A 14354-nucleotide genomic window follows, 5' to 3' on the forward strand; every position below is an offset into this window, starting at 1 on the left:
CCGCCGGCCGGCTCAGGGGGCGTGGCGGGCGGCCATCAGGCCGCTCGCGCGCAGCACGCGCCGGCCGACCGCCTCGTCCAGCACCCGGTCGGAACCCGCGGTCGCCAGCGTCAGCCACTGGCGCGCGCGGGTGATGCCCGTATACACGAGCTCGCGCGTGAGCACCGGGTTCAGCGTGTCGGGCAGCACCAGTGCGGCGTGCGTGAACTCCGAGCCCTGCGACTTGTGCACCGTCATCGCATACACCGTGTCGACCGCCTGCAGGCGGCTCGGCAGCACCCAGCGCACGCCATCGCTGCCGTCGCCGGCGGGGAAGGCAACCCGCAGACCCCATTGCAGTCCCCGCTCCAGTCCGCCCTCCGGCGCGGGGCGCGGCAGCTCCAGCGTCACGCCGACGTCGCCGTTCATGAGGCCCAGGCCGTAGTCGTTGCGCGTGACGAGCACCGGCCGGCCGGGATACCAGCCGTGATCGGCCTGGATCAGGCCGGCCGCGTGCAGCATGCGCGCGACGCGCTCGTTGAGCCCCGCGACGCCCCACGGGCCGCGGCGCAGCGCGCACAGCAGCTGGAAGCGCCCCTGCGCAGCGAGCACCGCGCGCGCCCAGCGGTCGAAATCGGCCTGCGCTGCATCGAGCGGCGGGCGCCCGTCGCGCATCACCTGCAGGTAATGGCCGAAGCCCGCGGGTGGCGGTGTGTCGCTGCCGGCGAGTTTCCCGCCGCCGGGGAAATTGTCCGCGCCGCCGGCGATCACGAGCGCGCGCAGATCCGCGTCGCCGGTGAGACGCACGCGCGCGAGATCGGCGCAGCGCGGCGAGCCGGCTCCGTTCAGCACCGCGTGCATCGCCGTGGGCTCGCCGGCATTGACGGCTTCGGCGAGGCGGCCGATGCCGCTGTCGGCGGTGAAGCGGTGACTCACGCGCAGCATCGCCACGGCCTGATCGAGCGGCGCGCCCTGCGGATCGACGAGGGCGTCGTCGATGCGCGCGCCGGTCACGCCGGCGAGCCAGTCGCGCGTCGCCGGGGTGTAGCTGCCTGCGTGCGCGCGGGCACACAGCTCGCCCAGCACCGCGCCGGCCTCTACCGAGGCGAGCTGGTCCTTGTCGCCGAGCAGCACCAGGCGCGCGTGCGCCGGCAGCGCCGCGAGCACCGCGGCCATCATCTCGAGATCCACCATCGAGGCCTCGTCGACGACCAGCACGTCGAGCGCCAGCGGGTTGCGCGCATCGTGGCGGAAGTGGCGCGTGTCCGGGCGGCTGCCGAGCAGGCGATGCAGCGTGCCGACCGCGACCGGGATCGCTGCGCGCACGCCTTCGCCGCCGGGCAGGCGGTCGAGTTCGAGCTTCGCGACCGCGCCGGCGATCGACTCGTTGAGCCGCGCCGCGGCCTTGCCGGTGGGCGCCGCGAGGCGGATGCGCAGCGGGCGCCGCTGCGGCCCGGTGAGCGCGAGGCTCTGCAGCAGCGCGAGCAGGCGCACGACGGTGGTGGTCTTGCCGGTGCCGGGGCCGCCGGTGACGATGCCGAAGGCGCTGCGCGCGACCAGCGCGCAGGCGAGCTTCTGCCAGTCGACGCCACCGTCAGCGCGCGGCGGGAAAAGCGCATCGAGCGCCTGGCGGAAGGCCGCGGGGTCGAGCGCCGCGGGCGGTGCGGCGAGGCGCGCGTCGATGCCTGCGCGCACGTCGCATTCGTATTGCCAGTAGCGACGCAGGTAGAGGCGCGTGCCGACGAGCACGAGCGGGTTGTTGGATGCCGATCCGTAGGGCGGAAAACGAACTCCTGGCGACGGCCAGGACGAAGTTTCGGCGGAGCCAAAAGCGCAGCGCCTTCCGCCGGATGTCGCATCCTGTGGCACCGCTGCTTCGTTACTCTCGACCATGACGGCGGATAACGGCTTCGCCTCATCCGCCCTACGGTCGGGGTGCGCAACGAGCAGCGGGTGCTCCATTGCGGCCAGCCAACCGGCCAGCGTCACGCCGGCAAGCACCTCGTCCGGCAGCGGCGGCAGATCCGTCTCGTCGTCGCCTTCGGGCGGCAGCGACAGCGCGAAGCGCGGATCGTCGAGCGTCGCAGCGAGATCCAGGCACACGTGGCCGCGGCCGAGCTGGTGGCTCGCGAGCGCCGCGGCGAGCAGCAACAGAGGGTCGGCGTCGGGCGCCTCGTCGCGCAGGAATTCCGCGAACACGCGGTCGAGCGGGCGCAGCCAGCCGCGCTCGACCCAGCGGCGCAGCAGCGCGGCAACATCGCCGCGCGCCGCAGCCCCCCGCCCGCCCGCGGCGGTGCGAAGGTCCGGCATCGCCATCGAGGCGCCGTCGGTCGCGAACAGGTCATCCATGCGGTCCGTGCCGGGACGGCCGCCTCGGGTCGTACGTTTCATCGCGCGCCCTCCCCGGCCACGGCCATGCCGAATTCCGCATCCAGCGCGTCGATCAGCACGCGCGGCGGACGCTCGGCATGCACGCCGCGGGTCGGCGCGTGGCTGCCGCGCAGGAAGAGGTACACCGCGCCGCCGACGTGGCGATCGTAATCGTAGTCGGGCAGGCGCGACTTCAACAGACGGTGCAGCGCGAAGAGGTAGAGCACGTATTGCAGCTCGTAGCGCTTCGCCAGCACCGCGTCGCGCATCGCGCCGGGCGTGTAGGCCGCGTCGTCGGGCCCCAGCCAGTTGGATTTGTAGTCGGCCACGTAGTAGCGCCCGCCGTGTTCGAAGACGAGGTCGATGAAGCCCTTCAACATGCCGTTGAGCTGCCCCGGCGCGAGTTCCGGCCGTGCCGCGCCGGCGAGCGTGTGCGTGCGCACGAGGACGTCGAGGCGCACGAGGTCGGCGCGATGGGTCTCGAACCAGAACTCCATTTCCGGGCGGGCGCCCGCGAGGTCGGCCAGCCGCGGCGCATCGCCGTCGGGCAGCGGCAGCGGCGTGGCGATGAAGTCGAGCAGCCAGCGCGTCAGCGTCTCCGTCCAGTGGCTCCAGCCGCGCACGGCGCAGCGGCGCGCGATCATGTCGCGGGCGCGCTCGGGCACCGCGAGCACGCGGCCGAAGCCTTCGCGCGCGGCCCATTCGAGGATCTCGTGCAGGAAGGTGCCGGGGCCGGCGCCGCGCGCGAAGCGGTGCAGGCGCTGGTCGCCGCCGGGCGCGGCCGGCGCGCCGGGAGGTTCGGCCAGCGTCTCGGCGAAGGTCTCTTCGGCCGGGGTTTCCGCGGCAGGGAGCGGTGGAACAAGCGCGGGCGCGGCTCCGGCTACGGCGAACTCCCCCGCACCGACTTCCGCGCCGTCCGCCTCCGCGGTGCGCAGCGCCGAATAGCTCGCGATCCACCAGAACTCGCGCACCGGCCGGCGCGGTTCGCGCGCGGCGCCGAGCTCGCTGCGGGCGACGCGCGGCACGAAGCGCGCGCCGGAGGGCGCCGGGGCGGATTCGACGGCGATGTGTTCGCAGTCGCCGCGCAGGGCACGCAGCGCATCGGGCAAGGCGTCGTTCGCGACCGACGCGCCGCCGGCGAGGAGATAGCCCAGCGCGCTGCGCTCCAGCTTGTCCACCGGCGCGACGCCGATCCAGGTCGCGTGGCGCGCACGCGTCAGCGCGACGTAGAGCTTGCGCAGATCCTCGCCGAGGCGCTCCTGGTCGGCGTCCGCGACGTCGCCGTCTTCGGGCTCCAGAACGAGCCGCAGCCGGCCCGTGTCGTCGTGCAGCTTCAGCGGCAGGCTCTTGGCCGTGGTCTCGAAAAAGGTGCACGCGAAGGGCAGGAACACGAGCGGGTATTCGAGGCCCTTGGACTTGTGCACGGTGACAACCTGCACGAGGTCGGCGTCGCTCTCGAGGCGCAGCTTCCTCGCGTCGTCTCCGTTCTCGGCGTCGGCACGCTGCTCGGCGAGGTGGCGGATCAGCGCGTGTTCGCCCTCGAGGGCGACGCTCGCGTGCTGCAGCAGTTCGGCCAGATGCAGCAGGTCGGTGAGCGCACGCTCGCCGTCCTGCACGGCGCCCCCGCCTGCCCCCTTGCTGCCGCCGAGGAGCCGCCGCGGCACGCCGAAGTCGCCCAGCAGGCGGCGCAGCATCGGCAGCACGCCCTGGCGGCGCCACACCTGGCGGTAGGCGCGGAACTGCAGCACGCGACCTTCCCATTCCAGCTCGTCGCGGCGCAGGCGGTCGAGCGCCGCCCAGTCGAGGCCGAGGCTGGGCGTTGCGAGCGCGGCGCGCAGCAGGCCGTCGTCGTCCGGTTCGGCACAGGCGGCGAGCCAGCGCTGCAGCTCCTGCGCCTGCGGGCTGGCGAACACCGATTCCTGGTCGGAGAGATAGACGCTGCGCACCCCGCCCCCGGCGAGAGCGGCGCGCACGGCGTCGGCCTCCTTGCGGCTGTTCACGAGGATCGCGATGTCGGCCGGACGCAGCGCCGCGAGCGCTTCCCCTTCCCGTGCGAACCCCGCCCGCCCGCGCTGGCCGAGGTTCAGCAGGTGCACAATCTCCGCGGCGCAGCTCGCGGCCATGCGCGCGCGGTAGTCCATGACGCCGACCGCCTTGCCCGCCTCGCGCGGATCGAGCGCCCAGCAGGTGAGCGCCGTGACCGGCGCGCCGTCGACGACGAGGCGCTCGCGCCGTCCCTTGGCTTCGACGGACTGGAAGGGCACGGGGTTGTCGTCCTGCTTGCGGAACAGGAAGGCGCCCTCGCCCTCTTCGCGCGCCTCGGCCTGCGCGAAGCAGCGGTTCACCGCCGCGACCATCGCGTTGGTCGAGCGGTAGTTCGTGCCCAGCGTGAACAGCCGCCCGCCCGCGTCGCGGCGCGCGCGCAGGTAGGTGAAGATGTCCGCGCCGCGGAAGGCGTAGATCGCCTGCTTGGGGTCGCCGATCAGCACCACGCCGGCGTCGGCAGCGTTCGCGGCGATGCGATAGACACGGTCGAAGATGTCGTACTGGACCGGGTCGGTATCCTGGAACTCGTCGATCAGCGCGACCGGGAACTGGCGGCGGATCACGTCGGCGAGGCGTTCACCGTTGGGCTGGCGCAGCGCCGCGTCGAGGCGCGTGAGGAGATCGTTGAAGCCCATCTGCGCGCGCCGCTGCTGCTCGGCCGCAAAACGCCGGGCGACCCAGCGCGCGGCGAAGCGCAGCAGCTCGGCACGCGCCTGCGGCAGGTCGGCGAGCGCGGCCTTCAGGCGGGGGATCTCCACGAAGGCGGGGTGGTCGGGCGGACTGCCGTCCTTCCACGCCTCGGCCATGCCCTCGGGCGTGAAGCGCCCCCAGCCCTTCTTCAGAGCGGGCGCCTCGGCCGCGGGATCGGCGGCCCAGCTGCGCAGCGCAGTCAGCCACGGTTCGTAATAGCGCCGCTGGATCTTGCTGCCAACGACCTGCTTCGTCGCGACGCCGGCGTCGAGCAGTTCCTCCAGCTCGTCGGCCCACTGCGGCCACGGCGCCTTCAGCGTCGCGAGTGCCTGCGCCTTCGCGTCGCGCGCGGCAGCGACCGCCGCGGCCGGCGGCGGCGCTTCGTCCAGCGCCTCGGCGTGCTCGACGAGCTTGCGCAGCTCACCCTGCAGCGCGTCCGGCGTCGCCCACCAGCCGGCGATCGCCGCGACCGCGTCCGCGTCGAGCGGCACGAAGAAGCTGCGCCAGAAGTCGCGCACAACCTCGGCGAGCAGCTCGCGCTGGTCGGTTTCGAGCTGCTGCGTGAACAGGCTGTCGCTGTCGAAGGCGTGCTCGTTGAGCATGCGCTTGCACCAGCCGTGGATCGTCGACACCGCGGCCTCGTCCATCCACTCGGCGGCGAGCTGCAGCTTGCGCGCGCAGCCGGGCCAGGCCTCGGGCGGATAGTCCGCGCGCAGGTCATGCAGGAAATCCTTGCCGCGCTCGCTTGCCTCGACCTCCGCCGGGTCGGCGCGGAAACAGCCCGCAGCCTCCGCGAGGCGCGCGCGGATGCGGTCGCGCAGCTCCTTGGTCGCGGCGTCGGTGAAGGTCACGACGAGGATCTCGGGCGGCGTGAGCGCACGCGCGAAGGCGGCCTCGCCGCCGTGGCCGAGCACCAGGCGCACGTACAGCGCGGCGATCGTGAAGGTCTTGCCGGTGCCGGCGCTCGCCTCGATGAGGCGGCTGCCGTGCAGCGGGAAGGCGAGCGGGTCGAGTTTCTGCGGTTCGGACATCGTCGGATTCATGCGTCGTTTCCCTGCGCGGCGGCGTCGGCCTTGCCGCCCTTGGCCGAACCGACCGCGTCGTACAGCGGGCGCAGCAGCCGATCGGCGAGGCGCGCGAACTCGCCGCCGGCCCACAGCGCGTCGAAATCCGGCCAGGTGCGCGCGAGATAGGCGCTGTACGCGCGCTCGCCCTGGCGCTTGGAGCCGTCGCCGTCGAAGGCGATGCGCGCCTCGCGCCCGGCGTCGCTGTCGCGCGGCGTGTCCGGGCGTCCGCCCTTGCCGATCCACGCGAAGGCCGTCTTCACCGCGAACGGCAGCGGGCGCGTGAGCCCGTCGTGCCAGGCTTCCAGCAGGCGGCGGAAGTATTCCTGCGCCGCCTCGGGCGCGAGCGGGTTGATCGGCGCGTCCCCCGCCTTGCTGACGATGCGGCTCGTCAGCGGCGCGCCGCCGAGATGGCCGGCCGCGTGCGCAATCCAGTGGCCCAGGAGCTTGTCGCGGCGGTACTTGCCGTCCTCGATGACGCTGCCGCGTTCCAGCACGAGCCGGCCGCGTGCGCCATCTGCATTGCGGCGCAGGCCGCCGAGGCGATCGGCGACGACGAGCCGCGCGGTGCCGAACGCGTGCTCGAAGGCGACGTCCTCGTCCGGCTCGACCGCCTCGGGCCAATCCGCGAGCGCCTTCGCGTAGCGTTCGAAGAGGCTTTCCATCGGCTCGGCGAGCGCCGCCTGCATGAGTCCGGCAAAGCGGCCGGGCGCGAGTTCGCCGCGCCGTTCGATGCGCGCGAGCGCCCGCTCCAGCGCCGCCTCGCGCTCCTCGCCGCGGCCGAGTGCGTCGAGCTGGGCCGCGATCAGCTCGTCCTGCAACTGCCAGTTCTGCAGCGCGTCGAGCGCGAAGGGTTCGTGGTCCTCGCTCGCCGGGTCGGGCAGTTCGAAATACACGCCCAGGCGCCGGCGCAGGAAGACTTTCGCGGGCTCCTTGAGGAAATCGGCGAGCTCGCGCAGCGTCAGCGGCTCGCTCTCGTCGAGCGGCGCCAGCGGCGCGGGCACGGCGGCATCGGCCGCGAGACCGTCGTGCCCGTCGTGCCACTCGCGCGCATACGTGAACAGCGGCGTGACCGTTCCGGCGGCAGGAAAATAGTCCGGGCTGAAGGGCTGCAGACGGTGCTCGACGGTGAGCGCGGCGAGAAGCCTCTCTCCGTCATCCGCGCCATCCTGCCCCACGATCCGCCAGCCGGCCGCGAGGTGGTCGCGCAGCTGGCCGACCAGCACCGAGGGCGGACGCGCGGTGTTGTCGTGGATGCTGCGCCCGACCCAGCTCACGTGCAGGCGCTCGCGCGCCGACAGCAGCGCCTCGAGGAACAGGTAGCGGTCGTCCTCGCGGCGCGAACGGTCGCCGGGACGGTAGTCGCGCCCCATCAGGTCGAAGTCCATCGGCACGCGCGTGCGCGGGTAGTCGCCGTCGTTCATGCCCAGCAGGCACACGTGGCGGAAGGGGATCGCGCGCATCGGCATCAGCGTCGCGAAAGTCACCGCGCCGGCGAAGAAACGCTGCGACAGGCCCGAGTCGTCCATCTGCGCGAGCCAGTGCTCGCGCACCACCGACAGCGGCAGCGCCTCGGCGAGCCCCGCCGCCGCGCAGGCGTCCTGCCATCTTTGCAGCGCCGCGTCGAGGCGCTGCAGCGTGTAGGCGCCGCTGGCATCCGCGGGATCGAAGAAGTCCGCGAGCAGGCCGCGCAGGCGCTGGCACCAGTCCGCCACCGTCGCCGTCTCGCGCAGGCCGCGCCAGGCCGCGTCGAGGCGCTCCAGCAGCGTCGCGAGCGGGCCGACCAGCCCCGCATCCAGCCCGCCGATCTCGTCGTAGGGCTCGATGCCCTGCCAGGCCTCATTGGCGTCCCCCGCGCCGCCCACCGCATAGCCCAGCAGCATGCGGCGCAGGCCGAACAGCCACGAGTTCTGCTCCGCCCCCTCGGGCAGGCCGAGGCTCGCGCGCTGCTCGGCGTGCAGGCCCCAGCGGATGTTCGCGCCGCGCACCCAACGGTGCAGCAGCGGCAGATCATCCTCAGCGATGCCGAAGCGCGTGCGCAGCGCCGGCACCTCCAGCAGGTCGAGCACGTCGGACACCGCCACGCGCGACTGCGGGAGGCCCAGCAGCTTCTCGACCGCGTTCAATAGCGGATCGTGGTGGCGAAGGCCCTGGTCGGCGACCGTGAAGGGGATGAAGCGCGGGTCGTCGGCGTCGAGCAGGCCGAACACCGCCTGGATGTGCGGCGCGTAGGCGTCGATGTCCGGCACCATCACGATCACGTCGCGCGGGCGCAGGCTCGCGTCGGCGTTGAAGGCCGCGAGCAGCTGGTCGTGCAGGATCTCGACCTCGCGCTGCGGGCCGTGCGCGACGTGGAAACGGATCGAGGCGTCCGTCGCGGGATCGACCGCCGGCCAGCGCGCGCGCGTCTCGGCGAGCGGGCGCAGGTCGCGGATGTCGTCCTGCAGCTGGTGCAGCAGGCAGTCGTCGCCGTGCGACTCGAAGAGGTCGATGCGCGTGCCGACCTCGGCGAAGCGGCGCGCGTAGCGGTCGCGCGCGTCGCCCGCGTCGTGCTCGTCGAGCAGCCCGATGAAGTCGCGCCCCTGCTTGCCCCATGCGGCGAGCAGCGGATGGGCGTGCAGATGCAGCTCCTCTTCCACCAGCACGTCCGGCATGCCGGCGCGGCGCGCGTGGCGCGAGGCGGTCGCGCGCAGCAGGTCCTTGTCCGCGACGATGTCGGCCCAGTAGTGCTCGCACGGGTTATGCACGCACAGCAGCACCTGGCTCCACTGCGCGATCGCCGCCAGCACTTCCAGCGTCTGCGCCGGCAGCGAGGAGATGCCGAACACCATCACGCGCCGCGGCAGCGCGGGCGGGCGCGGCGCGTCCCGCAGCGCGCCAACCGCCGCGAGGAAGCGCGTATGCACGGCCGCGCGGCCGCTACCGGCGAGCGCCGCGCCGACGTCATCCAGCAGCGCGCGCCACAGCGCCGGCTGCCAGGCTTGTGCGGCCGGCAAGGGCTCGCGCGCGCCGCGCGCGGTGAGCAGCACGTCCTCGCCCCCCGCCCACGCCGCGAGCCAGTCGGCGCGGTACATCTGGTACTGGTCGAAGAGGTCGGCGAGGCGCTCGGCGAGCTGGTGGCGCTTGCGCAGATCCTCGTCGTCGGCGAGGAAGCGCGCGAGCGGCACGAACTCTTCGCGTTCGAGGAGTTGCGGCAATAGGCGCATCAGCCGCCAGACCAGCAGGGGTTTGTCGAAGGGCGACACCTCCGGCACTGCCTCGCCGCCCAGCACGGCGCGGTAGGCCTGCCACACGAAGCGCGAGGGCAGGAAGGCGTCCAGCGCCGCGGCGATGCCGCAGCCGCCTGCCGCCTCGTCCGCCGCGAGCGCCATCTTCAGCCACTGCGCGATGCCGTTGCTCTGCACGAGGATCAGCTCGTTTTCCAGCGGCGCCAGCGGATGGCGCTTCATCCACGCGACCAGCACGTCGCGCAGCGCCTCCGGGTGGTTGCCGTGGATCACCATCAGCCCGCCCGCCAGATCGCTCGCCCCCCGGACCTCATGCTCCATGCCTGTTCCCGTCTCCCCTTACCCTTGCCGCGCCGGATGCCCGCGCTGCGCACAGTACCGCGCGCATGCGACAGAACGCGTCGCATCCCTTCGCCGCGGCCGCGCGCAGCCGGCTACAGTAGCATGCACCCCGCGCCCGTCGACAAGCGCCTGAAACATTGCCCTGCGAGACTCCGTGCTACGCGTGACCACACAAGGCAGCACGATGATCTCCGCTTCAAGACTTCTCACCCGCCCCCTCCCCACCCCCTTCCCGCTGACGCGGACGACCGCGTGGTGGGGCGGCATTCTCGCCGCAACGGCGCTGGGGCTCGCCCTGCAGGCGGACGGCGGACGGCTCGACCGCGCCTTCGCCGCGGCCGTCTCCGCGCTGCAGCCCGCCCGCGCCGAAGGCTCGCCCGCCACGCTGTCCGGCTACCAGGTGAGCGTCGAGGGCCACGCCGTCGCGGGAGTCGGACGCAACCTGTCGGGCCTCGCATGGGACGCCCGCCGCGGCCACCTGTGGGCCGTCGTCAATGAACCGCCGCAACTGCTCGCGCTAGACACCGACGGCGACGTGCTCGCGCGCCATCGGCTCGACGGCTTCAACGACGTCGAAGGCATCGCGGTGCTGGGCGACGGCCGGCTGCTGCTCGCCGAGGAGCGCCGCCAGTCCCTCGTCGTCGCGCCCATCCCGGCCGCGCCGGATGCCGTCCTCGCGCGCGCCGGGCTGCCCGCGCTCACGCTGGCGCTGGGGGCGGGCGACAACGCCGGCTTCGAGGGCCTTGCCTACGACGAAGCCGGCGACCGCCTGTTCGTCGTCAAGGAACACTCGCCGCGCAAGCTCTACGAGATCCGCGGCCTGCGCGCGAGCCTCGCCGGCCGCCTCGACGTCGAGGTGATCGACCGCGAGGACTGGATCCGCCACAAGCTCGTCGCGCGCGACTTCTCGTCGGTCGAGTTCGACCCGCGCACCGGCCACCTGATCCTGCTCAGCGACGGCTCCAAGCTCGCGCTCGAACTCGACGCCGACGGCCGCTACGTCGGCTACCAGGGCTTCGCCGCCGGATTCGCCGGCCTCGCCGCCAGCATCCCGCAGGCCGAAGGGCTCACGCTCGACGAGCGCGGCAACCTGTATGTCGTCAGCGAACCCGACCTCTTCTACGCCTTCCGCCCCGAGTAAGCGGGGCATCTTCCTCATCCCCGCCGCGGATTTGCGTCAGATCAAACTTGCCCGCTCTGCAAATTAGGATTGTCTTACACAGCCTATACTTGAATGGCTTCGAAAACTTCCGGCAATCCAAGACGCAAGGGGAAGGAAAATGACGAAATTCGTTGATGTACACAGCACCGCGGCGGTGCTCGATCCGGGCTTCACGTTTTCCGCATATTCAGCGGAAATGAGCACGGCGGCGAACTCGATCGACAATGCGGCGAACACGATCGCGTTCAGCGACCCGCTCCCCCCGTCACTCCCGACGATAGGCACCTTCCAGTTGCTGTGGTCTAACGGCACTCAGCTCGAAGTCGGCATCACCGCGATCGGCTCCAACTCGTTCACGATGAACGGCATGCGGCTCGAGGCCGCGGATGGCGCCTATTTCGCGCTGCAGGGCGGGGGCCGCATCGGCCTCGATGCGGACGGCGACCTTAGCGCCTCGAGCCTCCGGCTGACGCGCATGACCTTCGGCAGCGACCAGGCCGGCCAGATCGTGAACGGCTCCGGGCGCATGAATCTCGAGGCGGGCACGATGTCCGGCCGGATCACGTCCATGACTTTCAGCTGGCTCGACGACAATCTCGCCACGCCGGCCCTCGAATGGCACTACGTCACGCTCAAGGGCAGCGTCAGCGTGCGCGGCGACGCCTTCTCGTCGGACTTCGGCACGCTGACCGGCAGGGTCAGCGGCTTCGAATGGGGCACGATGACGACCGACGCCGACGGCAATCCCCTGACATTCGCGCCGACCACGACCTTCAGCGGGCTGAAGATGGACGCGGCCGGCACGCTCGCCGGCCTCGAATCCGGCGGCTTCGATTCGCTGATGGCCGGCCTGTACGCCGGCAGCGACGTGATCGACGGCACCGCCGGTGACGACTTCCTCGAATCCTCGACCGGCAACGACAAGGTCTTCGGCGAAGGGGGTAACGACCACATCGACGGCGGCGCGGGCAACGACCAGCTCTTCGGCGGCGACGGCGACGACCACATCGTCGGCGGCGCCGGCAACGACAAGATCGTCGACGAGTCCGGCAACAACACCGTGATCGACACCGAAGGCAACGCGCGCGTCACCACCGGCGCGGGCCACGACGACATCACCACCGGCGCGGGCAACGACAAGATCGTCGCCGGCGACGGCGACAACGATGTCGAATCCGGCGCCGGCAACGACAACATCGCGACCGGCGGCGGTGCGGACTTCATCTTCGCCGGCAGCGGCAACGACAAGGTCGTCGCCGGCGACGGCGCCAACTGGGTCGAAGGCGGCGCAGGCAACGACGTGCTGCGCACCGGCGCGGGTGCCGACGTCATCTACGGCGGCGAAGGCGCCGACAAGATCAACGGCGGCGGCGGCAGCGACGTGTTCGTGTTCGACAACCTCGCCGTCGGCGGCAAGGACCTCATCAACGACTTCAATGCCGCCGAGGACTTCTTCGCCCTCGACACCACCGTGTTCACGTCGCTCGCGGGCGGCATCACCGATGCCAATTTCATCGCGGGCAAGACCGCGGTCGCAGCCGACGATTACCTCATCTTCGACACCCAGGGCGGCAAGCTGTATTACGACGCGGACGGCAGCGACACCGCCTTCGCTGCGGTGCAGATTGCGGTCGTGAAAGGCTCGCTCACCGGCCTGGACGCCGGCAACTTCATCGACGAGGCGACCTTGTTCGTGTGATCCGGCCACCTCCCGGCCATTGCGGAAGGGCTGCCTGCGGGCAGCCCTTGCCGTTTACCCGCGCGCATATGAGTCGTTTGCGGGCGGGACGAAAAAATGCGGCACCCGGATCGTTTATCTTCATTTGATTTGTATAAAATTGTTGCCGCTCAGCATCCCTCGACAGGACAGGAAACCATGGCAACCTTCAGCAGCGTCAGCGACACCTCGGCAACGATCAGTGCCGGCTTCAACTATGCGAGCTACACCGCCGAACTGGTCGACGCCGCCTGGTCGGTCGGGGATTCGATCTCGACCGTCTTCTATTACTACCCCGACGACTGGGCGTTTCCGGCCACCAATGCGTGGGGAACGTGGTGGGACGGCACCGAGCTGTACGCCACGCTGTCGTCGTGGAGCGCCACGTCGGCCACCGTCACCGACTTCGATCTGTACGCCCCGGACGGGGCGTGGCTGAGCGGCACGGGCAGCGCCAAGGTCCAGTACGACGCCTCCGGCGAGATCACCGACCTCACCGGCGTCTCGCTCAAGTCGCTGTCGATGGGCAACGACTCGGTCTCCACCATCCTCACCGGATCGCTGAAATTCGATACCGACAGCGGCGCGGTGTCCGGCAAGCTGAGCGCGCTCACGATGGGCTGGCAGGACGACGACCCGAACACGGTCGGGGTCGAGTGGAGCTATGTCACGCTCAAGGGCAGCGTCAGCATCGGCGGCGACGTCCTTGGCGGCACGCCGTCGCTGACGGGCAAGATCACCGGCGTCGAATGGGGAACGGTGGTCGCGAACGGAGCGCTCACCTGGATACCTGCAGGCACCGCCAGCGGCCTGAAACTCGACGCTGCCAGCGCAAGCGCCGCACTCGCGGGCAACGGCTTCGAAGGCCTGTCCGCCGGCCTGTACTCCGGCAACGACACCATCACCGGCACCGCGGGCAACGACTACCTCGACGCCTTCACCGGCAACGACAAGGTCGACGGCGGCGACGGCCACGACCTAATCTACGGCGGCGCCGGCAACGACCAGCTCACGGGCGGAGCCGGCGACGACTACATCGACGGCGGCGCCGGCAACGACAAGATCAGCGACAACGCTGGCAATAATATTGTCGTCGACGAGGAAGGTAATGCCCAAATTACCCTGGGCGCCGGCAGTGACGAGGTGTACACCGGTGCGGGCAACGACAAGATCGTCGCCGGCGACGGCCTGAACTGGGTCGAATCGGGCGCCGGCAACGACAACATCACGTCAGGCGTGAACTCGGACTTCATCTTCGCGGGCAGCGGCAACGACAAGGTCGTCGCCGGCGAAGGCGACAACTGGGTGGAAGGCGGCGCGGGCAACGACGTGCTGGGCACCGGCGCAGGGGCCGACGTGATCTACGGCGGCGAAGGTGCCGACAAGATCAACGGCGGCGCCGGCAGCGACGTGTTCGTGTTCGACAACGTCGCCGTCGGCGGCAAGGACCTCATCAACGACTTCAACGCGGCCGAGGACTACTTCGCCTTCGACACCAGCGTGTTCGCCGCGCTCGCCGGCGGCATCACCGCGGAGAACGTGGTCGTCGGCCAGGCAAGCGCAACGGAAACAGACGATTACCTCATCTTCGACACCCAGGGCGGCAAGCTGTATTACGATGCGGACGGCAGCAATGGCGGGGCCGCGGTGCAGATCGCGGTCGTGAAAGGCTCGCTCACCGGCCTGGACGCCGACAACTTCATCGACGACGCCGTACTGTTCGCCTGATCCGGTAAATTCCCGGCAATCGCGCAAGG

Annotated in this window: 6 protein-coding genes; 3 read left to right on the forward strand and 3 right to left on the reverse strand. The window is 71.2% G+C overall.

The genetic code is table 11. The annotated features are described in order from the left end of the window. Nucleotides 1–12 precede the first annotated feature (12 nt). Genes recD through recC form a run of 3 tightly spaced genes read right to left on the reverse strand, consistent with a single transcriptional unit; the run spans nt 13 to nt 9697 of the window. Nucleotides 13–2370, reverse strand: coding sequence for an exodeoxyribonuclease V subunit alpha (recD, locus tag BW991_RS21390; protein WP_139335978.1), 2358 nt, complete (start codon nt 2368–2370; stop codon nt 13–15). Next, a complete protein-coding gene (gene recB / locus BW991_RS21395) occupies nt 2367–6128 on the reverse strand; it encodes an exodeoxyribonuclease V subunit beta (protein ID WP_076604141.1) in 3762 nt (1253 codons plus the stop codon). Before recB ends, recD begins: the two co-directional genes overlap by 4 nt. Then, nucleotides 6125–9697, reverse strand: coding sequence for an exodeoxyribonuclease V subunit gamma (gene recC / locus BW991_RS21400; protein WP_076604142.1), 3573 nt, complete (start codon nt 9695–9697; stop codon nt 6125–6127). Before recC ends, recB begins: the two co-directional genes overlap by 4 nt. A 184-nt stretch (nt 9698–9881) precedes the next feature. Between recC and BW991_RS21405 the strand changes: the two genes are divergently transcribed. The 3 genes from BW991_RS21405 (at nt 9882) to BW991_RS21415 (ending at nt 14325) form a co-directional block, all read left to right on the forward strand. Continuing rightward, complete coding sequence (locus BW991_RS21405; RefSeq protein WP_244551780.1) at nt 9882–10859, forward strand: SdiA-regulated domain-containing protein; 978 nt, start codon at nt 9882–9884, stop codon at nt 10857–10859. A 139-nt stretch (nt 10860–10998) separates the two neighbouring features. After that, nucleotides 10999–12579: a calcium-binding protein gene (locus BW991_RS21410; protein ID WP_076604144.1), complete on the forward strand. Its 1581-nt coding sequence runs from the start codon at nt 10999–11001 to the stop codon at nt 12577–12579. A gap of 177 nt (nt 12580–12756) precedes the next feature. Then, a complete protein-coding gene (locus BW991_RS21415) occupies nt 12757–14325 on the forward strand; it encodes a calcium-binding protein (protein ID WP_076604145.1) in 1569 nt (522 codons plus the stop codon). Nucleotides 14326–14354: the final 29 nt, after the last annotated feature.

This window comes from Aromatoleum tolulyticum, from assembly GCF_900156155.1.
GTDB lineage: Bacteria > Pseudomonadota > Gammaproteobacteria > Burkholderiales > Rhodocyclaceae > Aromatoleum > Aromatoleum tolulyticum.

Bases quoted from the DNA above. Each gene is read 5' to 3' on its own strand.
- recD (WP_139335978.1), bottom strand. From the start codon at position 2,370: ATGAAACGTACGACCCGAGGCGGCCGTCCCGGCACGGACCGCATGGAT.
- recB (WP_076604141.1), bottom strand. From the start codon at position 6,128: ATGAATCCGACGATGTCCGAACCGCAGAAACTCGACCCGCTCGCCTTC.
- recC (WP_076604142.1), bottom strand. From the start codon at position 9,697: ATGGAGCATGAGGTCCGGGGGGCGAGCGATCTGGCGGGCGGGCTGATG.
- BW991_RS21410 (WP_076604144.1), top strand. From the start codon at position 10,999: ATGACGAAATTCGTTGATGTACACAGCACCGCGGCGGTGCTCGATCCG.
- BW991_RS21415 (WP_076604145.1), top strand. From the start codon at position 12,757: ATGGCAACCTTCAGCAGCGTCAGCGACACCTCGGCAACGATCAGTGCC.